We start from the raw sequence: 24,380 nt of genomic DNA on the forward strand, positions 1-24,380 counted from the left end.
GGCCCCGCCACGTGTCCCGCTACTCCGTACGCAGCCCGTCCGGCCGCATCAGCCGCAGCAACGGCGGCAGGCTGAGCGCCGTCACCAGCACCACCACTCCCGCGCCGATGCCGGTCATCGTCAGCACGCTCGCCCAGTCCACGCTCACCGAGGTGGCGGTCATCTTCAGCAGGACCGCGCCCAGCGTGAGACCGACGACCGACGCCAGCAGCAGGCCCAGCGCGATCGGGATCGCGGTCTGCCACAGCACCGACAGGCTCAGTGTGCGGCGCCGGGTGCCGAAGGCGACCAGCGACGACAGCAGCTTCTTGCGCTCGCGCAGCTGCTCCAGCTGGGAGACCAGCAGGCTCGCGCCGATGAGGATCAGCACGCAGGTCGCGCCGACGAACAGGCCGGTGCGGATGGAGGTGAAGCGCTTGGACTGCGTCGTCGCCGCCCAGTTGTCGGGGTCCGCGAGCGGGTCGATTTTGGCGGCGCTGTTGCGTACGAACTCACGGACGTCCGGCACCGACTCGTCGAGCTGGAGATAGACGGTCCCGTACACGGTCGACGCGGCCTTCTCGGGCAGCGCACCGGGTGTGAACAGGAAGCCCCCGCGCTCGTAGCCCGTCGGATCCTCGCGCGAGTCCGCGATCTTGATGCCCTTCGGTACCGTCCAGGGGATTTCCTTGCCCTTTTCGGAGGTGCCGTAGGACGGGTCGATGTAGAGCTTGTTGCCGGTCTTGTCGAGGTTCGCCGTGTCCTGGTCCCACTTGGCGTCCTCCACGGCGAAGACGTCGCCGTCGTGGCAGGAGGGCAGTTTGGCCGCCTCGCGAAGCGCCGTGCAGTCGCCGACGGTCACGCTCGCCTGACGCTCGGGTTCGTTCCTCCCGTCGCCGATCTGACCGCTGCCCAGGGCGCTCGTGTGCGTGACGCCCTTGGTCGTGGACAGTTGGCGGACGACCTCGCTCATCGCGACCCCGTCCGGTACCTGGATCGACATCTGGGCCCGCGAGAGGTCGTTCTTGCCGGCCTTGGTGTAGTCGCCGTCGACCCCGGCGAACAGCATCTGCAGGGCGATCGCGCCGGCCACCGCCACCGCGATGCCGTTGACCATGCGGGCCGCGGTGCCGCTGCTCAACTGGAGGCGGCGGATGGCCAGTTGCCAGGCGACTCCGCCGGAGCCCAGCCGGTTGACGGCCGCCTCGACGACCCAGGGCAGCAGCGCGGTGATGCCGACCAGGAGCAGCATGACGCCACCGACGACCAGGTACTCGTTGAAGTTCCCGTTGCTGCGTCCCTGCCCGATCATCGGGTACAGCATCGCGAGGCCGCCCAGCGGCAGCAGCAGCCGCCACCACAAGCGGCGCCGCGAGGGCCGCGCGGTGCGGACCACGCCGAGCGGCTCGATGACGACACTGCGCAGCGCGAAGAGCGTCACCGCGACGGCGGCGGCCGGGACAGCCACGGCGACCAGCGCCACCAGCGCGGGCGCCGGATTGAGGTCGCTGGGGAACACACTGATCCTGAACACCGAGATCATGCCTGCGATCTGGCGCCCGATCAGGAAGAACCCGGCGCCGAGCACCAGCCCGACCACCGCTCCTGCGAGCGCCTCGCCGGCCGCGATCCGCCGGGTCATCCGCCCGTCCGCGCCGACCAGCCGGAGCGCCGCCAGTCTGCGGTCGCGCCGCTCGCCGCCGAAGCGTACGGCCGCGGCGATGAAGACGGCGACCGGCATCAGCAGCACCACGAAGACGATCAGCACCAGCAGGAGCAGGACCGGGTCCATCGGCTCGGACTGGCCGCTGGACCCGAACGCGTCGATGCGCTCGATCCGGCCGGTCGTGTGCGTGGTCGCCTTCAGGTCCTTCGTCCCCGCGTAGAAGGCGAGTTCGTGCGGATCGATGAGACCGGAGTCGGCGATCGTCCCGGCGACGCGGTAGGGCAGCCGCTCGCGCAGCAGCTTGCCGTCGGAGGACTTCAGCAGCCGGTCCAGGGCGGGCGAGACCACCATGTCGCCGACCGCGGGAAACTTCTTCACCCCGGGCGGCAGCGGCGCCCGTGCTCCTTCGGGCTGCAGCACCCGCCCGCGTACGTCCAGGTCGTGGAAGGTGGTGTCCGCGGTGCCGATGAGCAGCGTACGGTCCGACTTCTTCTCGACCACCGACCGGTACGTCATGTCGTTGCGGCCGCGCTCGCGATCGTGCCGGGATGCCAATGCGCTCGGTATCGCCGTGGTGAGCAGCAGCAGGGCCACCCCGAGACCGACCCCGACGGCCGTCAGCAGCACACGCACCCAGGCCTCACGGCCGCCGGTCACCGCGAACTTGGCGCCCATGCCGAGGTCACGGGACCACTGTGGGATTCGGGGGGCGGCGCGACGCGCCTCGGGCAGGGTGGCGGCGGGCGACGGGCGGGCGCTCATACAACGCGCTCCATGTCTCGGGACCTGCCGTCGCGCACGACGATCTCCCGGTCCGAGTACGCGGCGACCCGCGCCTCGTGCGTGACGAGCACGACGGCGGCGTTGGTCGAGCGGGCCGCGTCGGTGAGCAGCTGCATCACGCGCTCACCGTTGAGCGAGTCGAGCGCGCCGGTCGGCTCGTCCGCGAACAGCACACGCGGGTTGGTGACCAGTGAACGGGCCACCGCCACGCGCTGCCCCTGACCACCGGAGACCTCGCCGGGCCGCTTGCCCTTGAGGTCGTCGACCTCCAGCTGCTCCATCCACGTCAGGGCGGTGCGCTCGGCCTCCTTGCGCCCGGTGCCGTTCAGCCGCAGTGGCAGCGCGACATTCTCGACACAGGTCAACTCGGGCACGAGCTGGCCGAACTGGAACACGAACCCGAACTCGCTCCGCCGCAGCGCACTGCGCTGTGCGTCGCTCATCCCGGCCATCTCCCGGCCGTTGTACATGATCGAGCCCGAGTCGGGCGGCACGATCCCGGCGAGGCAGTGCAGCAGGGTGGACTTGCCGGAGCCGGAGGGGCCCATCACGGCGACGACTTCGCCGGGGTGGATGGAGAACTCGGCACCGTCGAGCGCGGTGGTCGGTCCATACGTCTTGCGAAGCTCCGACGCGGAGAGCAAGGAGCCGGGGGGAGGAGTCATCGGGTCGTCACCGCCTCGGCGAGCTTGTCGAGGCGCGCGGCGGTGAGCTCCAGCCACCGCAGGTCCGCCTCCAGGTGGAAGAGGGCGTGGTCGCAGATCAGCTGATCCGCGAGGTCGCCCTTGCGCTTGCGGTCGGTCAGGATGCGCATCATGCGCAGGTGTTCCGAGCGCTGCGTGTCGAGGATCTCGCTCGCGTTGCGGTGCGTGAGCAGTGCGAGGACGACCTTCGTGTAGAGGGTCGACTGGAGGTACGGCTCGGGCTTCTCCGGCGTCGCGAGCCACCGCTGTACGTCGGTGATCCCGGCCTCGGTGATCGCGTACCGCTTCCGCTCGGGACCGTCGCCCGCCTCTATGCCGTCGACCTCGACGAGCCCGTTCTTGAGCAGTCGCGACATCGTCGAGTAGACCTGGCCGTAGTGCAGCGGCCGGTCGTGACCGAACTTTTCGTCGAAGGCCCGCTTCAGGTCGTAACCGTGACGGGGGCCGGACTCCAGGAGCCCTAGCAGGGTGTGACCGATGGACATGCGGAGCACTCTACACAGGGCGTATACACCCCGCGTATACATGGCGCGTATAGATCATGGAAGGGTGCGTGGTTCCGCAGGTCAGGGTCAATTGTCACGGTTCTGTCACCGGCTTTTTCGCCCCTCCGCCCCACGCCCTTTTTGGGGGCGCGGGGAACTGCGCGAACAACCCCCGCCCACCCGCAGCCGAAAGGGGGTAGGGACGGGCAGGCGCGGAGGGGGCGAGAAAACAGGCGGGTCCCCCTAGGTCCTGTCGTCACATTCCCGTCTGCCCCGCGACGCCATGCACGCACTCTCGCCGCACCGGGCACAGACCCAAGTACATCCAGTACGAGGGCCTGTGCCCGGCACTCCCCCAGCCTTCGGCCGGGGGGACCCCCAGAGCACGCACCTGACGCCGCAGGGCCCGCCCTCCGGGCGGACGACGGGAATGTGACGACAGGACCTAGGCCTCCGGCTCGCCGGAAACCGGTGGACGCCCCCGGCGAGGAATCGGTCCCGCCCCGCCGGGCAGGCGGCCGGACTCGGCCAGGGCCCGGCGCAGCAGGAACTCGATCTGGGCGTTGGCGGAGCGCAGTTCGTCCCCGGCCCAGCGGGCCAGCGCCTCGTACACCAGCGGATCCAGCCGCAGCAGCACCTGCTTGCGCTGCTGCGGCTGCCGCCGGGGCGAGGCCCCCTCGGAAGGAGCCGTCACTGGCAGAGGGATCCGGTGTTCAGGACCGGCTGCGCCGCACGGTCCCCGCACAGCACCACCATCAGGTTCGACACCATCCCCGCCTTCCGCTCGGAGTCCAGCTCCACGATGTCCCTCTCCGTGATCCGGGCGATCGCCGCCTCGACCATCCCCACGGCACCGTCCACGATCTGCCGCCGCGCCGCGACGACAGCACCGGCCTGCTGCCGCTGAAGCATCGTAGAGCCGGTATCTCGGGCGCATCGGCCGTGGGTGAGGAGGTGTGCGCGTCGTGCGTGGACAGAGGTGGTCCCCCGCTTTGATCGTTCCTGCGGTATAGCTTTGGTATAGCTAAGTGATAACACTTTACCCGGCCCAGCAACCTTCCACCCCACTTACTCGTCGGTTTTGTTGGGGCGAGTACGCATCGCGTGCTGATTGTCACGTCCGGAAAAGACCGGATCGGCTGCCCTTTGTCATAGCGCGCGGTGTTAGCTTTCGGAGCTGACCTGAGCGACGGACCTATGTGCCATACGAGAGCGAAGCGGAGCGGATCGACCCATGGGACGAGCGGAAGAGAGACGAGCGCGGCAGGCGCGTGGCCGTCGCGCGGCGCCCCAGCGCTCGTCCGGGGCGACGGCAGGGGGAGCGGCCGGGGGGAAGACCCGCCGCAGCGGTATACGCCGGTTCGTCAACTGGAAGACGATCCTCGGCACGTTCTTCGGCCTCTGCCTGCTCGGCATGGGTGCCTTCATCGTGCTCTACATGGTCGTCGGCGTCCCCGAGGGCAACGCGGCCGCGAGGCAGCAGAGCAACATCTACCAGTACAGCGACGGCTCGCTGCTCGCCCGCACCGGTGACGTCAACCGCGAGATCGTGGACCTGGACAAGGTGCCCAAGGGGGTCCAGAAGACCTTCGTCGCCGCGGAGAACAAGTCGTTCTACAAGGACGCGGGTGTCGACCTCAAGGGCACGGCCCGCGGTCTGATCAACACCCTGTCCGGCAAGGGCAAGCAGGGTGGTTCGACGATCACCCAGCAGTACGTGAAGAACTACTACCTCAGCCAGGACCAGACCGTCACGCGCAAGCTGAAGGAACTGGTCATCTCCCTGAAGGTGGACCGCCAGAAGTCCAAGGACGACATCCTCGCGGGCTACATCAACACCAGTTACTACGGCGAGGGCGCCTACGGCATCCAGGCCGCGGCGCAGGCCTACTACGGCGTCGACGCGAGCGAGCTTTCGGTCGAGCAGGGCGCGTACCTCGCCTCGCTGTTGCAGGCCCCGAGCCAGTACGACTGGGCGAACGCCACGGACACCGGCAAGAAGCTCGTCAAGGCCCGCTGGAACTACACCCTCGACAACATGGTCGAGGAGGGCTGGCTGGACTCCGCCGAGCGCCAGACCATGAAGTTCCCGGTGCCCGACCCCCCCAAGGCGGCGCCCGGTATGCAGGGGCAGACCGGCTATCTGGTGAAGGCGGCGGAGAGCGCGCTGGCAAAGCAACTCCTCGCGCAGGGCGCGGCCTCCAGCCTCGACGACGCCCAGGCCATGGTCAACGCGGGCGGCTGGACGGTGAAGCTCAACATCGACAAGAAGAAGCAGTCGCTGCTCGAGAAGACCGTCAAGGCGCAGCTGACCAGCAAGCTGAACCCGAAGAAGCGCAAGGTCGACGCCGACATCCAGGCCGGTGCCGCGTCCGTCGACCCGAAGACCGGCAAGGTCCTGGCCATGTACGGCGGTCAGGACTACGTCAAGCACTACTACAACAACGCGACCCGCCGTGACTACCAGGTCGCGTCGACCTTCAAGCCGCTGATCTTCGCGGCCGCCCTGGACAAGCAGGCCGAGACCCAGAGCGGCAAGCCGATCACGGCGAACACGATCTACGACGGCACGAACCGGCGCCCGGTCGTGGGCAGCGACATCGGCTTCGCGCCGCCGAACGAGGACGAGCACAGCTACGGCAACGTCACCGTCCAGACCGCGACCAACAAGTCCATCAACTCCGTCTTCGCGCAGATGGGCGTCGACGTGGGCATGGACGAGGTCCTCAAGGTCGCGAGCGATCTCGGCATGGACACCAAGGGCCTGCAGGCGGTGCCCGCGCAGACCCTCGGCTCCATGGGCGCGAGCCCGCTGGAGATGGCCGGCGTCTACGCCACGCTCGACAACCACGGCAAGAAGGTCACCCCGGCCCTCATCGCCTCGGCCGAGCACAAGGACCGTGCGGTCGAGTTCCCCGACCCGATCGGCGACCAGGTCATCAGCGAGGAGGCCGCCGACACGGTCACGTCGGTGCTGACCGGCGTGGTCGACGACGGTACGGCCCGGGTCGCGGTGCGGGACAACCCGGCCCGTGACGGCCAGCAGGTCGCCGGCAAGACCGGTACCTCCGACAACAACAAGTCGGCCTGGTTCACCGGCTACACGCCGAACCTGGTCACTTCTGTCGGCCTGTTCGGCGAGGGCGCGGTCGGCACCGCCAATGCGGGCAAGCACGTCTCCATGAAGGGCGCCACGGGCCTCGTCGCGGAGAACGGCCGCGTCAACGGCGGTGGCTTCCCGGCTCAGATCTGGGCGGCGTACACCTTCGACGCGATGGGCAAGGTCAGCAAGTTCGACCTGGACACCACGTCGGGCGCGGCAGTGGAGCCCACCGAGACGCCCACGTTCACGCGGACGCCTTCGAGTACTCCCTCGTCGACGCCGACCACCGAGGAGCCGTCGACCGAGCCGCCGACGAGCAGCAGCCCGCCGACTCCGACGGAAGAGCCGACGACGACCGAGCCGACGACCACGAACCCGACCACGCCGACGGGGACGCCGACCGACGGAATTCCAGACAATCCGCTGGATCCGAACAGCCAGTAATACGCGAAAAGGGCGTCCGGTGATTCACCGGGCGCCCTTTTTCTTGTGTGCGGGCGGGACTTACCGGATATGTCGGCGGTCGATAATTGGCCAGACGTTCCGGAGGTTTAGAGTTCCATGAGAATTTTGTTGACCCGGGCTGCGCGCGCGGATCATGCTTTCCGGTAACGGGGAGGGAACCCAAGTGGCAACGCGCGCTCCACACTGACCAGCGGCTCGCGCCTCTTTACGGCTTGTATTCACGAATCCCGCCGACCATGCGCGGGCTGTCAAGCGTGGCCGGATTGCGTTTCATGCGCCCTTTCCCCTTCCAGAACTCCCGCGGTGCGGGGGCCCATTTGTGAAGGAGAACCGTTGAGATTCCACAGACGAATGAGGGCACCGCTGGCCGCCATGGCGGCCGGGGCGGTGCTCGCGGGACTGACTCAGGCCGTGGCCTGGGCCGACCCGCCGGCACCCGCGGCTCCCGCCACGAAGGCGGCGGCCGAGAACCGGCGCGACGCGGTGCCGTCGGCAGAGCGGGCCGCGGTGCTGGGCAAGACCTGGAAGAATTCGGGCGACCTTGCGTGGACCACATCGGGTGACGCGGAGGGATTCCACATCCTCACGGCCCGGAAGAAGGACGGCTACACCTGGCGCAGTACGGCGTCGCTTTCGGAGCCGGGATTCGACGCCGACGCCTGGATCGGCAACATCTGCGTCACCGGTTCGGGCAAGCGGGCGGTGGTGGTCTACGCGCCCCGCATTTTCACCAACAAACCCCAGCTGATGGCCCGGGGCGGGTTCACCGCGGTCGTCGATCTGGCCTCCGGCCGGGTGACGAAGCTGAAGCTGAAGGCGTCGCTGTCGTACTACAACCCGGGCTGTGGGTCGGGTGAGTCGGTGATCCTGACCCAGTCCGGGGGCGAAGACCTGCCCGGCACCCGGCTGTTCCGGCTGGACGCGTCGACGGGCAGGGTGGGCAAGCCGATCGCGCTGGGAGGACAAGTCACCTCGGCCGTCCCGGCCGCGCACGGTTCCATCCTCGCGGCCTCCGGCGCGGAGGTCGTCAAGGTCGACGCCCGGGGCACGCGCAAGGCCCTCGTCCGCACCGACGGTGTGCCCTACCGGCTCACGCCCGACGGCGACGGCGGGCTCGCCTTCCTCGACAAGCGCGGCGCCACGTCCCAGGTGAAACGCATCACGGCCGGCGCCGTGGCGCACCCGAACCCGCGCGGTACGCGTGCTGCCGTACTGGCCAAGGGGCTCGCGACCGAGACGGGGCTGACCCGGAGCGCCGGCACCGTGTACGTGACCGGCACCACGCGACCGATGGTCGACCGACTTCCGTCCACCGTACGGCGGTTGGCGTCCGTGCCGAAGGACGTCACCGTCTCCTCGCGCGGCGAGGCCGTCCTGACCCACACGGCGTGGGCCGACGGCAAGGGAACGCTGCTGCTGCCCGGCGAGACCGCCAAGGCCCGTACGGTGAAGATGTCCCTGACCACCCGCGCCACGGGGCGCACGGCGTCCTTCACCGTGGATCCGGCCCGGCGGGTGTCGACCCATGCGGGCCAGGGCCGTGACGCGTCGCCGGGTCTGCTGACCGGTTCCGGAGGCAGCAACAAGGCGTTGGTGACCGCGGCGGCCGCCGGTGACCCGAGCGATCCGGTGGAGGCGGAGCGCACCTGCTCCGTGCCGCGCAACGACGTGCGCAACCAAGCCATGCAGCCCAAGCCGCGCCAGGTGGAGTGGGCGGTCGACATGGCCGTCAAGGGCCTGCTGAACACGCACATCTCGCGCCCGGCGGACTGGAAGAACCTCGGCATGCCCGCGTACATGCCGCAGGCGTTGTTCCTCAACCCCGCGCTGGACGGCGGCGGCCGGGCGATGGCGCAGGTCATGCTCGGTGTGACCACCCAGGAGTCGAACATGTGGCAGGCCGGCCGGGAGGCCGTGCCCGGGGTCACCGCCAACCCGCTGATCGGCAACTACTACGGCATCAACCTCTACGACGGCGACACCAGCAATGACTGGGACGTCGACTTCGCCAAGGCGGACTGCGGTTACGGCATCACGCAGATCACCGACCACATGCGGATGGCGGGCCGCGAGGACGGGCACGGCGGCGCGGCCTGGGACTACCAGAAGCAGCGGGCCGCCGCGCTGGACTACACCGCGAACATCGCCGCGGGCCTGCAGACCCTCATCTCCAAGTGGAACGAGACCCGCGCCGCGGGAATGATCGCCAACCACGGCACCACGGGCCGGCCCGAGAACTGGTACTTCGCGCTGTGGGCGTACAACTCCGGCTTCCACCCCAACGCCGGTGACGGTTCGCCGTGGGGCCTCGGCTGGGCCAACAACCCCGCCAACCCCGAATGGGACGCCGGACGGCTGCCGTTCATGGAGAACGCGGCCGGCGGTGAGGACGCCAGCGCCGCCGCCCGCCCGCAGAACTGGCCCTACCAGGAGAAGGTCCTCGGCTTCGCCGCGCACCCGCCGTCCTTCCTGGAGTCCCCGGGCGTGATGGTCCCCGCCTTCCGCCCCTCCACCTGGAACGGCACCAACGAGGCCGTCACGGTCAAGGGCAGCGCGCTCTACAACCGGGCCCACCTCAAGGCGCCCGAGGGCGCGTTCTGCGACTCCTCCAACAGCTGCGACCCGAGCCGCATCTCCGACAGCGCCTCCAACGACACCGCGGCCAGCGGGCCGTGCGGCCGTGACGACGTCAAGTGCTGGTGGAACAAGCCGGTGACGTGGAAGACCGACTGCGTCGACACCTGCGGATACGAGTTCATCCGCTTCGGCGACACCTCGCCGGAGGAGCCCGACGGCACCTCCTACCCGCCCGCCTGCACCACCAGTGGCCTCCCGGACAACGCCCTCATCGTCGACGACGTCCCGTCGGGAACCCCGGTCATCCGGTCCGGCTGTACCAACTCCTGGACGAACTCGGGCTCCTTCAGCTTCAACTTCGCCAACAACGCGGTCGAGACGGTCTACCCCTCCAAGGTCGACCTCCATCAGCTGGGCGCCGGCTTCGGCGGCCACTTCTGGTTCGGCCACACCCGCCAGGACGACGCCAAGGGGCAGCGTCTGAAGATCACCGGCATCTGGAAGCTGAACAAGTCACTGAAGAGCCAAGCCAAGGTGATGGTCCATCTGCCCGATCACGGGGCACAGACCAAGTACGCCACCTACGAGATCGACACCGCCTACGGGACCGAGAAGCGCACCATCGCCCAGCCGGGTGACGGCAACCGCTGGGTGTCGCTCGGTGCCTACCGCTTCGACAACACCCCCGAGGTGCGGCTCAACACGATCACGCCGGACGGCACCGGGGACGAGGACATCGCCTTCGACGCGGTGGCGTTCGTACCGGGCTCGTACGACCTGATCACGGACATGCGGCTGCCGGAGTGGAACCCCGACGCTCCCGAGCCGGCCGCGGTGGAGCCCATCACCACCCTGCCCGGGCATGTCTTCCCGCGGCCGGGAGTGCAGGCCGCCCGAGCCGGGGCCGCGGCCGAGGAACACCCGCGCGCCTTCGACTGCCGTGCCGTCAAGGGCAAGAAGGGCTCCGAGGTCTGTCTGCAGTTCCTCGGGCATCCCGTCAAGGAGACCAAGCGACAGCAACTGGCCGCGGGGAGCACCGCGTTCTGCTCCAAGAGCGGCGAGGACATGTTCTACACGCGCACCCGAGCGTGTCTGCAGGACAGCTTCTCGGCCACGTTGTACGAGAACAACACGCCCATCGCGCAGAACATCTACGCGTACAAGCATGAGATCGATCTGGACATCGACAGTCCCACGATCAAGCAGACGGTCACGATCCAGCCGACGACGGTCGACCCCAAGGTTCCGCCGGTCACGGTCAACATTCAGTCCTTCTGCCAGTCCAACTGCTCGTCGGCCGGGATCACCTGGTCCAGCCTGCCCGAGTGGTCGGGCGTGGACACGCACATGGCCGTCGGCCAGATCGACCACACCTGGTCGGGTACGGCGGGCAATGAGACCGTGCACCTGAACTGGATCCTCTCCTCGACCATGGGCGGTGCCCCGAACGGTGGGGCCGACTACCAGCCGCCGAGCGGAAAGCTGGGTATCCGCTGCGACCGCGAGGCCAAGGGCAAGAGCACGGTGGGATGTGTCTTCCCCGACTACGTCCCGACGTACGTCGTCAACACCGAGGCGAACCCGTCGGCGGCGGCGTTCTACTGGATCCTCATGCAGAAGCTGCCGTACCACCCGGGCAGCCGGGACCACAAGTCACCGCTCAACTACCTTGCGAGCACCGAACGCCAGAAGGCGAATCGCGCCGTCATCTGCCCCAAGAGCGGTCCGGACAAGTGGGTGCCCAACCCCGATTCGAAGCCGCCGAACAGCACGTCGAGCTGTGACGAGTACCCCTTCGCGGCGACCTATCAGAGCGGTGGCATGCCGCCGCAGGCGGTGAACTCGGGCAAGGAGTGCACCCAGCTCTACGCCAAGCCGCTCAGCACGGGATGGACGCTGCTCGAGGATCCCAACTACGCCCGCGTCAACACCTGGAACGAGATCTGCGGCCGGGCGAGCATTCCGGGCGACGAGAACTCGGGCGCGGCCAACCGGATCGGCCTGTTCTTCGTGCCGACCAACCGGATGCTCGACAAGGACGAGTTCTATGTGAGTGTCCCGGGATTCGAGGAGTGCACGGACCTTTCGCAGATCTGTTTCGTCCGTACGCGATAGGACGTCGGGCACGTAAGTGCAGGTGGCGCGGCTGAGGCCGCGCTCGTGACAACCGGAGCCTGTCCGGGCGGCACACCGCCGGCCGGACGGGCTCCGTGCGTCCGGGGCGTCTACACCAGGACGACGGCCGGGAGCGTTCCGCTCTCCAGGGCCGCGCGGGGGAGGTCCAGTGAGAAGACCTGTTCTGCCACGGTGAGGATCCGCTGCTCCGGTTCCCAGTCCTCCGGGTTCGCCGTGCCGTCCGCCAGCAGCATGCCCGTGGTCCGCATGGCCGGCACGAGGAAGGACGGGTCGGTGCCGCCGATCTGCTTCGCCTCCACGCCGGGTTCGAAGTCGGCCGCGATCTCGCCGTCCCGGGCATGTACGAACCAGTACGGCGGCATGCCGCTGTCCAGCAGCATGACGGCGTCCGTGCCCTGGGAGACTCGCTGCAGCGTGCGCCGGTCGGTACCCTCGGCGCTCGCGGACTGCAGGGCGAAGGCCCAGCCGTTGCCCGTACCCAGCCGGGCGACGGGTCCCTCGTCCCTGGCGAGCAGCTCCGCCTCGTGCGCGGACACGGAGGGCAGGATCCGGGCGGGGTCCGTGCCCAGGCGACGTACCAGCTCATCCACGCTCAGCCCGCGGGCGAACGTGACGCAGTAGGCGTCGAAGGCCTCCCGAATCCACGCGATACCGTCCACGACGTTCCCCCGCCCTTCGGCCCACACAACTCCAGTGCCCCGGCACGCTACACGGTGGGAGCGACGCACCGGCGTGCCGCCCGGGGCACGTCCACTCACCCCGAGATGCACGCCCAATTCCTTTGTCCTCAGCCTCCGTTGACGTTCTGGGAGATCCGGTCACCGATCTCCTTGTCGATGGTGCGCCAGTACTGCACCGCGCGGTCGCGGGTACCCCTCAGCCGCGGTTCAATTCGAACCAGACCACCTTTCCGGTGCTCAACCGTGTCGCGCCCCACCGTCTGGCCAGTTTGTTCACCAGGTAGAGCCCGCGCCCGCCCTCGTCCGTGGCGCGCGCCTGCCGCAGCCGCGGCAGCTGCGGCACGTCGTCGCCGACCTCGCAACGCAGGACGTCCGTCCGCAGCAGCCGCAGCGTCACCGGTCGTGACGCATAGCGCACGGCGTTCGTCACGACCTCGCTGACGAGCAGCTCCACGGAGTCGGTCATGTCCTCCAGGCCCCAGCGGGACAGTGCACGCCGGGCCAGCCGACGGGCCCGTCCCGGGGCCGCGTCCTCCGGTTCCAGGAACCAGTACGCGACATCGCTCGGCGCGATCCCGTCGAAGCGGGCGGCGAGCAGCGCGATGTCGTCGTCCCGGTCGCCCGGGCCGAGCATGTCGAGCACCTCGTCGCACAGCGCCTCGAGCGGCGGCGGATGGTCGGGGCCGGTCAGCTGCGCGGTGGCCGCGAGCCGCTCCCTCAGTTGCTCTATGCCGGTCCACACGTCGCGAAGGCGGGACTCGACAAGACCGTCCGTGTACAGCAGCAGCGTGGCGCCCGCGGGCGCGTCCAGCTCCACCGCCTCGAAATCCACCCCGCCCACGCCGATCGGGGCACCTGGCGGCACCCGCAGCACCTCGGCCCGTCCGCCCAGATGCAGCAGGACCGGCGGCGGATGGCCCGCGTTGGCGATGGTGATGCGGTGCGACACCGGGTCGTAGACGGCGTACAGGCAGGTCGCCATGCGGTCGGTGCCGAGCCGCTGTGCCTGCTCGTCGAGGTGGTGCAGCACCTCCTGCGGCGGCAGATCGAGCCCGGCGAGGGTCTGCGCGGTCGTCCGCAGCTGGCCCATGATGGCCGCCGAGGTCATCGAGTGGCCCATCACGTCACCGACGACGAGGGCGACGCGGCTGCCCGGCAGCGGGATCGCGTCGTACCAGTCGCCGCCGACGCGCGCGGTCTCCGCGGCCGGCAGATACCGGGACGCCAGCCGTACGCCCGTGGGCCGCGGCAGCGTCTCGGGCAGCATCGTGCGCTGCAACTCGTCGGCGATGTACGCCTCGCGCCCGTACAGCACCGCCTTGTCGATGCCGAGCGCGCTGTGCGTGGCGAGCTGGGCGGCGACCAGCAGGTCGTCGGCCTCGAAGGCGAGCCGCTCCGGACGGCGCAGGAACAGCGCCGCGCCGATCACCCGGCGGCGGCCGCGCAGCGGAGCCAGGATCGCGCGCTGCCCGCTCGGCACGGCCAGGTCGTCGCCGAGCAGCTCGGGCAGCGCGGCGCGGGCGGCGGGCGCGTCCGCGAACACCGGCCGGACGCCGCGCAGCACCTCGGCGAGGGCACCGCCGGGGCGCACCTCGCACAGCTCGGCGGTCATCGACTGCAACTCGCTGGGCTCGGGCTGCAGCGCGGGCATGAAGCCGCCGTCGGTGTCCCGCTCCTCGGGGATCCGGTCGGTGCGCCGCAGCCGCAGGACGACGGGGCCGGTGGGCCGCTCGTCGCCGACGGGCAGCGGGTCGCGCAGGTAGACGAGGATCGCGTCGGAGAACGTCGGCACGGTGGCCCGGCACAGGCCCATCACGATCTCGTCCAGGTCGATGCCCCGGGCGATCCGGCGGGTCGCGGCGCCCACGAAGCGCAGCCGGTCCCCGTCGCGCCGCATCGGCATCGGGCCGGCCGGCGGCAGCCCCTGCCCGGTGCGCCGGTCCTTGCCGCCGGGGCTCCCCGACGGCCGGTCCTGCTCGTTGGCCGGCTGGGCCGGGATGGCCTCGGGAGCGGGGCGCGGGCGGTGCGGATCGGGCTCGGCGGCCGAGGGCTGGGAGTGCTCGGAGGCGGGCGGCGGTGTGGACGCGCCGGTGCCGGGCGCCGAGGCGGAGCCGGAGGAAGGGGACATGTCGGTACCGGCGGAGGTCTGACCGCCGGTGGGGTTGTGCTTGCCGTACGGCGTGGTCGTACCGGAACCCCTGGGTGTGTCGCCGGTACGGGCCTGGACGGGTAACGCGGTGGCGCCCGGCAGCGCGGACGGCTGCTCCGGGGTACGCAGGAGCGCCCCGCGGGGGTCCGCGGGGGCGGGCGGCCGGCCGGCGCCGGGCTGGCGGCGCTCGTGCGAGGTGGGGTGCTCCGTCACGCGTGTCGAATCCATCCGTCCGGGGCTGCGCGCCGTGCGTGCAGTTCGTCCCGCAGCCCCGATACCCGGAATGTGTGCCCCAGGAACGGAATCTGCGCGTCGTCGGGACCTGGCCCCACGACGGGCGCGGTCGCCATCGCGAGCCCGCGCGGTCGGCACGTCCGTCTGCGGGCCGCGCCGTCGTGGCCCTCGTACCCCTCGCTCACGTCCTGCCGCCCCTCGGTGACGTATGGTCAAGCCCAGCTCATACTGCGGGAGTTGTTGCTGCCGTGCGCCCTCCCGTCACCCGACCGCCACCTCTCAACGACGGTGCTGTGCACCGGCCTTGATTGAATTTGACGCGGAAGACGATCCTACGGTTGTACCACGGGGGCGCATCAAGGGTCTCATGAGGACACGTGCGTGGGCGTACGGTCCCAGTCATCGGGCAGGGCGGGAACCGGCCACGACGGATCCGGGCGCCAGTGCTGCCAGCCGTCCGAGAACGGCGCGTCCCAGGCGCGGATCACATCCACCGCCGACCACCCTGCTTCCCTTACCCGTGCGGCCAGTTGAGCGTCCATCAGACCGGCGCGCTGTGCCATCGCGAACTCGTCCTCGTCGAGCCAGCGCCAACTCCGGTCCGGGTGGACGGAGATGTCCAGGAAATGATCCTCGGAGTCGACCCCGCCCTCCCAACGGGCCAGCGGGGTCTCAAGGTTCACGTACCAGTTCTTGAAACGCCAGCCCGGCTCCCAGAAGAGCCACACGGACCAGGCGTCGCCGGGACGCGCCAGCTTCAGCACCCCGGTGCCGAACCAGCGGTCGCGCCGCACCGCGCGCGGCTTGGTGTAGCGCGACTCGAGCGGCTCCCCGTGTACCGGCGTACCGTCGGCGAGCACCGGCTTCACGCACTCCGTGCCGGGCGCCATCCACACCGCGAGCAGCTCGGTGTCGTCCCGTACGACCGTCACGGGGCGGCAGATGTGGAAGCGCGGGCCGGCGTTCTCCCGGTACCGCCACAGGATGTGACTCCCGGGGGCCCAGTGCGCCGTCGACCCGCCCGTTTCCACGTCTCTCACCGCTCCAGCGTCTGCCATGACCAGATATTAGGTGCCCCGGGCATACGACGCTGCGGCGCGCGTCACGGTTCTCGGCAGCGGACACAGGACGTCACGCAGGTGTCATCAGGCGTCTTCCGAAGAGGCGAACGCCGTTACGGACGCGTCATCCGCAGGACATCCAGCGCCTCGTCGAGCTGCTCCCGTGTGAGGTCACCGCGCTCCACGTACCCGGACTCCAGGACGACCTGGCGAATCGTCTTCCGCTCCGCGAGCGCCTTCTTGGCCACCTTGGCGGCCTCCTCGTACCCGATGTACTTGTTGAGCGGCGTGACCACGGACGGTGACGACTCGGCGTACTCGCGGGACCTCTCGCGGTGCGCGACGATCCCGTCGACGGTGCGGTCGGCGAGCAGCCGCGAGACGTTGGCGAGCAGCCGGATCGACTCCAGCACGTTCTTGGCGATGACAGGCAGCATCACGTTCAGCTCGAAGTTGCCCGCGGCTCCGGCGACGGCGACCGTCGCGTCGTTCCCCATCACCTGGGCGGCGACCATCAGTACGGCCTCGGGGATGACGGGATTGACCTTGCCGGGCATGATCGAGGACCCCGGCTGGAGGTCGGGCAGGCTGATCTCCGCCAGTCCGGTCCGCGGACCCGACGACATCCACCGGAGGTCGTTGGCGATCTTGGTCAGCCCGACGGCGATCGTCCGCAGCTGCCCGCTGGTCTCGACGATTCCGTCGCGCGCCCCCTGCGCCTCGAAGTGGTCGCGCGCTTCGGTGAGCGGCAGCCCCGTGTCCCGGGCCACCTCCGCGATGACGGCGGCGGAGAACCCGGGCGGGGTGTTGATCCCGGTGCCCACGGCCGTCCCCCCGAGCGGCAGTTCGGCCAGCCGCGGCAGCGAGGCCCGCAGCCGCTCGATCCCGTACCGCACCTGGGCCGCGTACCCCCCGAACTCCTGCCCCATCGTCACCGGCGTCGCGTCCATCAGGTGCGTACGCCCGGACTTCACGACGTCGGCGAACTCCTCGGACTTGCGCGCGAGCGAGGCGGCGAGGTGCTCCAGCGCGGGAATGAGATCGCGGGTGACGGCGGCGGTGGCGGCGATGTGGATCGAGGAGGGAAAGACGTCGTTCGACGACTGCGACGCGTTCACATGGTCATTGGGGTGTACGTCCCTGCCGAGCCGCTCGGTCGCGAGCGTGGCGATGACCTCGTTGGTGTTCATGTTGGAGGACGTGCCGGAGCCCGTCTGGAAGACGTCGACGGGGAAGTGCGCGTCCCAGCGCCCCTCGGCGACCTCACCGGCCGCCTCCTGGACCGCCTCCGCGACGTCCTTGCCGATCACGCCCAGCTCGCCGTTGACCTTCGCGGCGGCCGCCTTGATCCGGGCGAGGGCCTCGATGTGGGCGCGCTCCAGCTGCTGCCCGGAGATCGGGAAGTTCTCCACGGCCCGCTGTGTCTGGGCCCGCCACTTCGCGTCGGCGGGGACACGGACCTCACCCATGGAGTCGTGCTCGATCCGGTACGGGGCTGCTGCCTGTTCATCGGCCATTGCCGATCACCTCCAGTGAGGACAGCATCGCGGACCTGTCCCGTGTTCCCGCGGCAGGAGGACAGGAACGGAGTGTCCTGCGTCACGCTGTGTCCTCTCGCCGGGAGTCAGCGGCGCGGAACGCCGAACAGGCCGGTGCACGCGGTCTTTCCGCCCACCGTGGCGCACGCCTGCGCCCCGCGCGGGTTCGAGGCGGCCAGCATCGGGCTGGTGTATCCGTCCGAGTCGTCGCCCTGGTACGTGGCGGACAGCTCGTCCTGGCCCGACCTGATCGAGATCTCCCGCGCACCGCCGGCCCGGGTGCGCACCTCGGACCAGACCGTTTCGCAGGACGGGGAGAAACGCAGCAGCACGACCTGGGCGGCCTTGACGACGCTGCTCTCCGTCCGCGCGTCGCGACTGCAGGTCTCGGAGGTCGGAAACTCCCCTTGACAGCCGCTGCCGCGACAGGAGGCCGCCCGGGGCGCCGCCGCCTCGTCGAAGTCCAGGACGTCCGCCGCGCCCGCGGTGACCGCCACCGTGGCGGCCACCGCCGCGAGGGCGACGAAGGCGCGATTCCCCCGGCGGGGACGCCGGGCGTCCCCCGGCGCGGGAGCCGCCGGGCCCGGCTGCGGCTGCGGCGCGCTCGCCGCTCTGGACTGGGCCCGGGCCGCGGCGTCCCAGAGGGCGAGGAGCGGACCGGGGTCGGCGTCCGCGAGCCGGCCGAGCGCGTCGACCGCTGCGCGCGGCGGGAACTGGTCTCCGTTCAGATAGCGGTGCCAGGTCGACTTGCTGAACGGGGTGGCGGTGGCCAGCGCGGCCAGACTCAGCCCCGTCCGCTGCTTGAGGGCGCGCAGCCGCTCCACCAGGAGTTGCTCCGCGTCGTCCGACGAGTCGGGCAGCGGCTGCCTCTTGACCATCACGTGGCTCTCCATCTCGCTCCCTCGCAGTGCCGGGGGTGAACGCCCTGATGCGTTCCCGTGCCAGGCGCCGGGCCACACCACGATCACCGGAATATGAAGGGGAGTTGACCTGCTGTTCTGCCACCGAGAGGCGGTGTGATCGGCTGATTGGCCGGTAGTACCTCCTGACGGGGTGACGGACACCCCGTCAGGAGGTATCGGATGTCAGGGGCCGAGCGGAGCGGCGCCTTTCAGCACCAGCGGACGGCGCTGTGGTTGTTCACGTAGCGCGCGGAGACGTAGCCCTTGTGGTGGGCGAGCTTGTACCAGCGCCGGTTGCCCAGCACGTTGGAGCCGCGCATCTTGCAGGTGATGGCCACGACGTGGCCGATGCGGCGCGAGCCGATGACCCGGTAGCCGGTTCCCGGTCCTGACCGGACGTTCAGCCGCAGGTGGTGGGTGGCCACGCGGCCCCAGGTGTGGGCCGCGACGTGGCGCCGGGCGTGCGTCGTGACGTAGTGCCGTACGTGGGTCCTCACGTGGCGTCGGGCGCGGTGCTTCGGCGCCTTCCGCTGGGCGTGCCGGGCGCCGGGCAGGCCAGGGAGCGAGGACTGCGGGGCCATCGGGTACCAGCTCGGCGTCGAGATCTGCGTGGGCGTGACCCAGCCGGGAGTCTGCGCTGCCGGGGCGGCGGAGGCGACGGCCGTCACCGGAAAGATGGCGACGGCCGCGATCGCGGCCACCAGGCCGTTGCGCACAGTGCGTCGAATCATGGGATTTCCCTCCGAGTTGACCTGCGGATCACAGGCTGTGATCCAGTCAGCACGGAGCTTTTCCGGCAAAGTTCGCAAGGATGCTGTCCCACCCGTTCCTGGGACGAAGTGGGACAGCATTCAGGCGGTGCAACGCCGCTGTGGCGTCCCGGGACGCTACGCCAGCCCGGGACCCCGCACCGGAATGTGGGTGAACGTCGGCTCGGGGGCGGGGTTCTGGAAGAAGTCGTTGCCCTTGTCGTCGACCACGATGAACGCCGGGAAGTCCTCGACCTCGATCTTCCAGACGGCCTCCATGCCGAGTTCCTCGTACTCGACGACCTCGACCTTCTTGATGCAGTCCTGCGCGAGCCGGGCGGCGGGCCCGCCGATGGAGCCCAGGTAGAAGCCGCCGTGCGCGTCGCAGGCGTCCGTGACCTGCTTGCTGCGGTTGCCCTTCGCGAGCATCACCTTGGAGCCGCCCGCGGCCTGGAACTGCTCGACGTAGGAGTCCATGCGGCCGGCGGTCGTCGGGCCGAAGGACCCGGACGCGTACCCCTCGGGCGTCTTGGCCGGGCCCGCGTAGTACACCGGGTGGTCCTTCAGGTACTGCGGCATCTCCTCGCCCGCGTCGAGCCGCTCCTTGATCTTGGCGTGCGCGATGTCGCGGGCCACGACGAGCGGGCCGGAGAGCGAGAGACGGGTCTTGACCGGGTACTTGGTCAGCTCGGCGAGGATGTCGTCCATCGGCTGGTTCAGGTCGATCCTGACGACGTCGCTCGACTCGTCGAGGTGCTCGTCCGTCGTCTCCGGCAGGAAGCGCGCAGGGTCCGTCTCCAGCTGCTCCAGGAAGACACCCTCGGCCGTGATCTTCGCGACGGCCTGGCGGTCGGCGGAGCAGGACACGGCGATGGCGACCGGGCAGGACGCTCCGTGGCGCGGCAGGCGAACGACCCGCACGTCGTGGCAGAAGTACTTGCCGCCGAACTGTGCGCCGATCCCTATCTTCTGCGTGAGCTCGAAGACCTTCTCCTCCAGCTCCTTGTCCCGGAAGCCGTGCCCGAGCTCGGAGCCCTCGGCCGGAATCTCGTCCAGGTAGTGCGCGGAGGCGTACTTCGCGGTCTTCAGGGCGTACTCGGCGCTCGTGCCGCCGACGACGATCGCCAGGTGATACGGCGGGCAGGCGGCCGTACCGAGCGAACGGATCTTCTCCTCCAGGAACTTCATCATGGAGGCCTCGTTCAGAACGGCCTTCGTCTCCTGGTACAGGAAGCTCTTGTTCGCGGACCCGCCGCCCTTGGCCATGAAGAGGAACTTGTAGGCGCCGCCGTCGGTCGCGTACAGCTCGATCTGCGCCGGCAGGTTCGAGCCCGTGTTCTTCTCCTCCCACATGGTGAGCGGGGCCATCTGCGAGTAGCGCAGGTTCAGGTTCTTGTACGCGTCGTAGATGCCGCGCGAGAGGGCCGCCTCGTCGCCACCCTCCGTGAGCACGTTCTGTCCGCGCTTGCCCATGACGATCGCCGTGCCGGTGTCCTGGCACATGGGCAGGACACCCGCGGCGGCGATGTTCGCGTTCTTCAGGAGGTCCAGCGCCACGAACTTGTCGTTGTTCGACGCCTCGGGGTCGTCGATGATCCGCCGGAGCTGGGCCAGATGGGAGGGCCGCAGGTAGTGCTGGATGTCGTGGATGGCCTCCGCGGCGAGCTTGCGCAGCGCCTCCGGCTCGACCTTGAGGAACGTGCGCCCGTCGGCCTCGAAGGTGGAGACACCCTCGGAGGTCACCAGCCGGTACGGGGTGGTGTCCTCTCCCTGGGGGAGCAGATCGGTGTACGCGAACTCAGGCATCTCGCCCATTCCTCACTCGACAGACAGCGGCGTGCCTCCATTGGCAGCGTCCACCAGCGTAGAACCTGGCACGGACGCCGAGTCTGTGAGGTAAGGCTCAGTTGCTTGTCCGATAGTTGCCCACACCCCTAGTCGCGATCTATCGCGTTTGGGTACGCTGCTGCCGTGGACCTTCAGAAGAGCCCCGCCCCGACCGCGCCCACATCGGCGAAGCCGACCGCATCCACGGTGGCGGAGCCGGCCGAGCTCCGTGCTTCCGACGCCGACCGTGACCGGATCGCCGACATCCTGCGCGAGGCCCTCGCCGAGGGGCGCCTGACCGCGGAGGAGCACGCGGAGCGGGTGGAGGGGGTGCTGGCCACGAAGACGGTGGGCGAACTCGACCACTTCGTACGAGACCTGCCCGCCGCTCACTCGGGCCGTGCGACCCCCGCGTACACCTCCGCGCCCAACCGCCCCAGCGCCGACGCGATGCCGGCGGAGGCCGACGAGAACGTGGTGGCGGTCTTCAGCGCCGCCGTCCGCAAGGGCCGCTGGCGCGCGGGCCGGCGTATCCACGCGTACTCGATCTTCGGCAGTGTCGAAATAGACCTGAGTGAGGCGATCTTCGAGTACCAGCAGGTCGTCATCAAGGCGATCTCGGTCTTCGGCAATGTGGAGATCCGCGTCCCGGAGAACGTCTCGCTGCGGGGCAGCGGCGGCGGGGTACTGGGCAACTTCGAAGTGGACACGCTGGATTCGGGCGACCCCCACGCGCCGGTCGTCTATGTCGACGGACTGGCCGTGCTGGGCAATGTCGAGGCAAGGCCCAAGCGGGGCAAGCTGATCGCGGACCTCCTCGACCGGGTGACGGGTCGTGTGACCGAACGCGTGGCCGACCGGGTGGACAGGAGTTTGCACAAGCACCTGGATCGTTGACGCTTGTGAATTCGGCGGCTCCGGCAGCGAATTGGTCCAGTTGTGCGGGCCGTGCCGCGTACGAGAATTCCTGGGCTTCGGAACTCAGTGCATAGGCGCGCGCACAGCGGGTAGGCCTTGCTGCATCGTCTCTTGGAGGGCGCTGTGGACCTTTCCGTGGCGCCCGGCACGCTCGCGAAGCCGTCGTCAGGAGTAGACCGTGCTGCAACCGCCGCATCAGTCCCTGCAGTTAGCTGCCGTTCCGGCCCAGCGGGCGCCAGTGCGGGACAGGGACCAGGAAGCCCCATGGCACACGGAGGCCGTGTGCCGACGAGACGAAGCCGGCCTGTTCTTCGCCCCCTCCAAGGAACCCACTGCCGCCCGGTTGTCCCGTGAGGAGGCGGCGAAGCGCGTCTGTGCCCGCTGCCCGGTGATGGTTGAGTGTCGCGAACACGCGCTGCTGCAACCCGAGCCGTACGGAGTCTGGGGCGGCCTCACCGCCGCCGAGCGCCGCGTGGTGCTCGCCCGACGACGCCGCCGCGAACTGGAACTCAAGAAGGCCGCGCGGGGGACGATAGCGGCGGCCGGCTGACCGGTACTACGGGAAAAGGGGCGACCCTCCGCTCAGGGGGCGCCCCTTTCTCGCTGCTGTTTTCGCGCCCCCGGGGCGCGCCCGGCAACGGCGCGGGGAACCGCGCGACCAGCCACAGGCAACCCGCACGTGCCCGTGACCCGCGGTTCCCCGGCGAACCCGGCAGGAGCTACTTCGCTCGGTCGAAGTCGATCGCGCTGTAGGCGCGCAGCTTGCTGAGCCGGTGCTCCGAGGTGATCTGCCGGACCGTGCCCGACTTGGAGCGCATGACGATCGACTCGGTCGTCGCGGTCTCGGCGCGGTACCGGACCCCGCGCAGCAGCTCGCCGTCGGTGATGCCGGTGGCGACGAAGAAGACGTTCTCGCCGGAGACCAGGTCGTTCGTGGTCAGCACGCGGTCCAGGTCGTGACCGGCGTCGATCGCACGCTGCCGCTCCTCGTCGTCCTTGGGCCACAGCTTGCCCTGGATGGTGCCGCCGAGGCACTTGACGGCGCAGGCCGAGATGATGCCCTCGGGGGTGCCGCCGATGCCGAGCAGCAGGTCGATGCCGGTGCCCTCGCGCAGGGCCAGGATCGAGCCGGCGACATCGCCGTCGGTGATCAGCTTGATGCGCGCGCCGGTCTCCCGGATCTCCTTGATGATCCCGTCGTGACGCGGCCGGTCGAGGATGACGACCGTGACGTCCTCGGGCGTGGAGCGCTTGGCCTTGGCGACGCGCCGGATGTTCACCGAGACGGGCGCGTTGATGTCGACGAAGTCGGCGGCCTCCGGGCCGGTGACCAGCTTGTCCATGTAGAAGACCGCGGACGGGTCGAACATGGTGCCGCGGTCGGCGGCGGCCAGCACGGCGATCGCGTTCGACATGCCCTTGGCGGTGAGCGTGGTGCCGTCGATCGGGTCGACGGCGATGTCGCACTCCGGACCGGTCCCGTCGCCGACGCCTTCGCCGTTGAAGAGCATCGGGGCCTCGTCCTTCTCACCCTCACCGATGACGACGACGCCGTTCATCGAGACGGTGGAGACGAGGGTCCGCATGGCACGGACGGCGGCGCCGTCGGCGCCGTTCTTGTCGCCGCGGCCGACCCAGCGGCCCGCGGCCATGGCGGCGGCCTCGGTGACGCGGACCAGTTCCAGGGCGAGATTTCGGTCGGGGGCCTCGGATGGGACCTCGAGTTCGGACGGCAGCTGATGATTCTCGGTCATCGAGACGCACCTTTCTGATACGACGACGGCCGGATGAGGGTGTGCCCCGACTCTATCGTCAGGTCGACAAAATGAGCAGGGGGCCCCACGGATGAGCAGGCCAGGGCACCTGCGACGATAGGTACGTGGCAGGTATGAAAGGCAAGCAGTCGGTCCGGGACATGATTCTCTCCCTGGGCCTCATCGGGCTCATGGCGGGCGTCATCTACATCTTCATCCCGCACGACGACTCCGAGCCTCCTCTCAAGCGTGTCGACTACCGTGTCGAGCTGCTCACGGCGCGCCGCGCGGCGAGCTATCCCGTGGCGGCGCCCGAGGGGCTGCCCGCGGCGTGGAAGGCGACGTCCGTGCGGTATGACGGTTCGGAGTTCGACGCCTGGCACCTGGGTTTCCACGACCCCGACGGCCAGTACGTGGCGATCGAGCAGTCCACTCAGAAGCCGGCCGTGTTCATCGACACGGCCAGCCAGGGCGCCGAGGAGACGAAGACCACCCAGCGGATCGGCGACCAGACGTGGCAGCGGTACACGGGGGGTCGCTACGACGCCCTGGTGCTCAAGGCCAAGGGCTCCACGACGGTCGTGACCGGCACCGCGTCCTTCGCCCAGCTGACGAAGATGGCGCAGGCGCTGAAGACATCCTGAGCCGCACGGACATGCGAGAAGGGCCC

17 protein-coding genes and 1 pseudogene are annotated in these 24,380 nt (G+C 69.6%); 5 read left to right on the forward strand and 13 right to left on the reverse strand.

Annotated elements, in window-relative coordinates; translation table 11 throughout:
- Window positions 1–19 precede the first annotated feature (19 nt).
- The 5 genes and pseudogenes from IEY95_RS34285 to IEY95_RS34305 form a co-directional block, all read right to left on the reverse strand.
- The gene (locus IEY95_RS34285) at window positions 20–2,407 is read right to left on the reverse strand and encodes an ABC transporter permease (protein WP_229703560.1); all 2,388 of its coding nucleotides are present in this window, start codon (window positions 2,405–2,407) and stop codon (window positions 20–22) included.
- Window positions 2,404–3,093, reverse strand: a complete 690-nt coding sequence (locus IEY95_RS34290) for an ABC transporter ATP-binding protein (RefSeq protein ID WP_189190080.1) — start codon at window positions 3,091–3,093, stop codon at window positions 2,404–2,406. The genes IEY95_RS34285 and IEY95_RS34290 overlap by 4 nt, the downstream gene beginning before the upstream one ends.
- Window positions 3,090–3,617, reverse strand: a complete 528-nt coding sequence (locus tag IEY95_RS34295) for a PadR family transcriptional regulator (RefSeq protein ID WP_189190081.1) — start codon at window positions 3,615–3,617, stop codon at window positions 3,090–3,092. The genes IEY95_RS34290 and IEY95_RS34295 overlap by 4 nt, the downstream gene beginning before the upstream one ends.
- A gap of 445 nt (window positions 3,618–4,062) precedes the next feature.
- Window positions 4,063–4,362, reverse strand: a complete 300-nt coding sequence (locus tag IEY95_RS34300; RefSeq protein ID WP_189190082.1) for a type II toxin-antitoxin system antitoxin — start codon at window positions 4,360–4,362, stop codon at window positions 4,063–4,065.
- A pseudogene (locus tag IEY95_RS34305) lies at window positions 4,308–4,535 on the reverse strand (SPFH domain-containing protein); the annotation flags it as partial. The gene IEY95_RS34300 and the pseudogene IEY95_RS34305, both read right to left, overlap by 55 nt.
- A gap of 316 nt (window positions 4,536–4,851) precedes the next feature.
- On the opposite strand from IEY95_RS34305, the gene IEY95_RS34310 reads away from it, so the two are divergent.
- A complete protein-coding gene (locus IEY95_RS34310; protein ID WP_189190083.1) occupies window positions 4,852–7,164 on the forward strand; it encodes a transglycosylase domain-containing protein in 2,313 nt (770 codons plus the stop codon).
- Window positions 7,165–7,518: 354 nt separating this feature from the next.
- Complete coding sequence (locus IEY95_RS34315) at window positions 7,519–11,877, forward strand: golvesin C-terminal-like domain-containing protein (RefSeq protein WP_189190084.1); 4,359 nt, start codon at window positions 7,519–7,521, stop codon at window positions 11,875–11,877.
- A gap of 110 nt (window positions 11,878–11,987) precedes the next feature.
- On the opposite strand, the gene IEY95_RS34320 is transcribed toward IEY95_RS34315, so the two are convergent.
- The 7 genes from IEY95_RS34320 to IEY95_RS34355 all read right to left on the reverse strand — a co-directional run bounded on the left by IEY95_RS34320 (window position 11,988) and on the right by IEY95_RS34355 (window position 21,017).
- Window positions 11,988–12,557: a DUF6461 domain-containing protein gene (locus IEY95_RS34320; protein ID WP_189190085.1), complete on the reverse strand. Its 570-nt coding sequence runs from the start codon at window positions 12,555–12,557 to the stop codon at window positions 11,988–11,990.
- 217 nt (window positions 12,558–12,774) lie between these two features.
- Entirely contained in the window at window positions 12,775–14,955 is a 2,181-nt protein-coding gene (locus tag IEY95_RS34325) for an ATP-binding SpoIIE family protein phosphatase (RefSeq protein ID WP_189190086.1), read from the reverse strand.
- A 371-nt stretch (window positions 14,956–15,326) separates the two neighbouring features.
- A complete protein-coding gene (gene fomD, locus IEY95_RS34330; RefSeq protein ID WP_189190087.1) occupies window positions 15,327–16,019 on the reverse strand; it encodes a cytidylyl-2-hydroxypropylphosphonate hydrolase in 693 nt (230 codons plus the stop codon).
- Window positions 16,020–16,135: 116 nt separating this feature from the next.
- Complete coding sequence (locus tag IEY95_RS34335) at window positions 16,136–17,539, reverse strand: class II fumarate hydratase (RefSeq protein ID WP_189190088.1); 1,404 nt, start codon at window positions 17,537–17,539, stop codon at window positions 16,136–16,138.
- A gap of 107 nt (window positions 17,540–17,646) precedes the next feature.
- Window positions 17,647–18,453, reverse strand: a complete 807-nt coding sequence (locus tag IEY95_RS34340; RefSeq protein WP_189190089.1) for a helix-turn-helix domain-containing protein — start codon at window positions 18,451–18,453, stop codon at window positions 17,647–17,649.
- Between the two features lie 218 nt (window positions 18,454–18,671).
- A complete protein-coding gene (locus IEY95_RS34345) occupies window positions 18,672–19,193 on the reverse strand; it encodes an SH3 domain-containing protein (protein ID WP_229703562.1) in 522 nt (173 codons plus the stop codon).
- A gap of 156 nt (window positions 19,194–19,349) precedes the next feature.
- Window positions 19,350–21,017: a fumarate hydratase gene (locus tag IEY95_RS34355; RefSeq protein ID WP_189190090.1), complete on the reverse strand. Its 1,668-nt coding sequence runs from the start codon at window positions 21,015–21,017 to the stop codon at window positions 19,350–19,352.
- Window positions 21,018–21,182: 165 nt separating this feature from the next.
- Between IEY95_RS34355 and IEY95_RS34360 the strand changes: the two genes are divergently transcribed.
- Both IEY95_RS34360 and IEY95_RS34365 read left to right on the forward strand, forming a co-directional pair.
- Entirely contained in the window at window positions 21,183–21,935 is a 753-nt protein-coding gene (locus IEY95_RS34360) for a DUF1707 SHOCT-like domain-containing protein (RefSeq protein ID WP_189190091.1), read from the forward strand.
- Window positions 21,936–22,134: 199 nt separating this feature from the next.
- Window positions 22,135–22,506 carry a WhiB family transcriptional regulator gene (locus tag IEY95_RS34365; RefSeq protein WP_189190092.1) on the forward strand — a complete coding sequence of 124 codons (372 nt, stop codon included), beginning with the start codon at window positions 22,135–22,137 and terminating at the stop codon, window positions 22,504–22,506.
- 169 nt (window positions 22,507–22,675) lie between these two features.
- Here IEY95_RS34365 and glpX read toward each other — a convergent pair whose 3' ends face one another.
- Window positions 22,676–23,710: a class II fructose-bisphosphatase gene (gene glpX, locus IEY95_RS34370; protein WP_189190093.1), complete on the reverse strand. Its 1,035-nt coding sequence runs from the start codon at window positions 23,708–23,710 to the stop codon at window positions 22,676–22,678.
- Between the two features lie 125 nt (window positions 23,711–23,835).
- Between glpX and IEY95_RS34375 the strand changes: the two genes are divergently transcribed.
- Complete coding sequence (locus tag IEY95_RS34375; protein ID WP_189190094.1) at window positions 23,836–24,354, forward strand: DUF4245 domain-containing protein; 519 nt, start codon at window positions 23,836–23,838, stop codon at window positions 24,352–24,354.
- The last annotated feature ends 26 nt before the right edge of the window (window positions 24,355–24,380 follow it).

This window comes from Streptomyces albiflavescens (genome assembly GCF_014645835.1).
Lineage (GTDB): Bacteria > Actinomycetota > Actinomycetes > Streptomycetales > Streptomycetaceae > Streptomyces > Streptomyces albiflavescens.

Coding starts and splice junctions, on each gene's coding strand:
- fomD (WP_189190087.1), bottom strand. CDS start 16,019: ATGGCAGACGCTGGAGCGGTGAGAGACGTGGAAACGGGCGGGTCGACG.
- IEY95_RS34355 (WP_189190090.1), bottom strand. CDS start 21,017: ATGCCTGAGTTCGCGTACACCGATCTGCTCCCCCAGGGAGAGGACACC.
- IEY95_RS34335 (WP_189190088.1), bottom strand. CDS start 17,539: ATGGCCGATGAACAGGCAGCAGCCCCGTACCGGATCGAGCACGACTCC.
- IEY95_RS34345 (WP_229703562.1), bottom strand. CDS start 19,193: ATGATTCGACGCACTGTGCGCAACGGCCTGGTGGCCGCGATCGCGGCC.
- glpX (WP_189190093.1), bottom strand. CDS start 23,710: ATGACCGAGAATCATCAGCTGCCGTCCGAACTCGAGGTCCCATCCGAG.
- IEY95_RS34285 (WP_229703560.1), bottom strand. CDS start 2,407: ATGAGCGCCCGCCCGTCGCCCGCCGCCACCCTGCCCGAGGCGCGTCGC.
- IEY95_RS34290 (WP_189190080.1), bottom strand. CDS start 3,093: ATGACTCCTCCCCCCGGCTCCTTGCTCTCCGCGTCGGAGCTTCGCAAG.
- IEY95_RS34325 (WP_189190086.1), bottom strand. CDS start 14,955: ATGGATTCGACACGCGTGACGGAGCACCCCACCTCGCACGAGCGCCGC.
- IEY95_RS34310 (WP_189190083.1), top strand. CDS start 4,852: ATGGGACGAGCGGAAGAGAGACGAGCGCGGCAGGCGCGTGGCCGTCGC.
- IEY95_RS34340 (WP_189190089.1), bottom strand. CDS start 18,453: ATGGAGAGCCACGTGATGGTCAAGAGGCAGCCGCTGCCCGACTCGTCG.
- IEY95_RS34295 (WP_189190081.1), bottom strand. CDS start 3,617: ATGTCCATCGGTCACACCCTGCTAGGGCTCCTGGAGTCCGGCCCCCGT.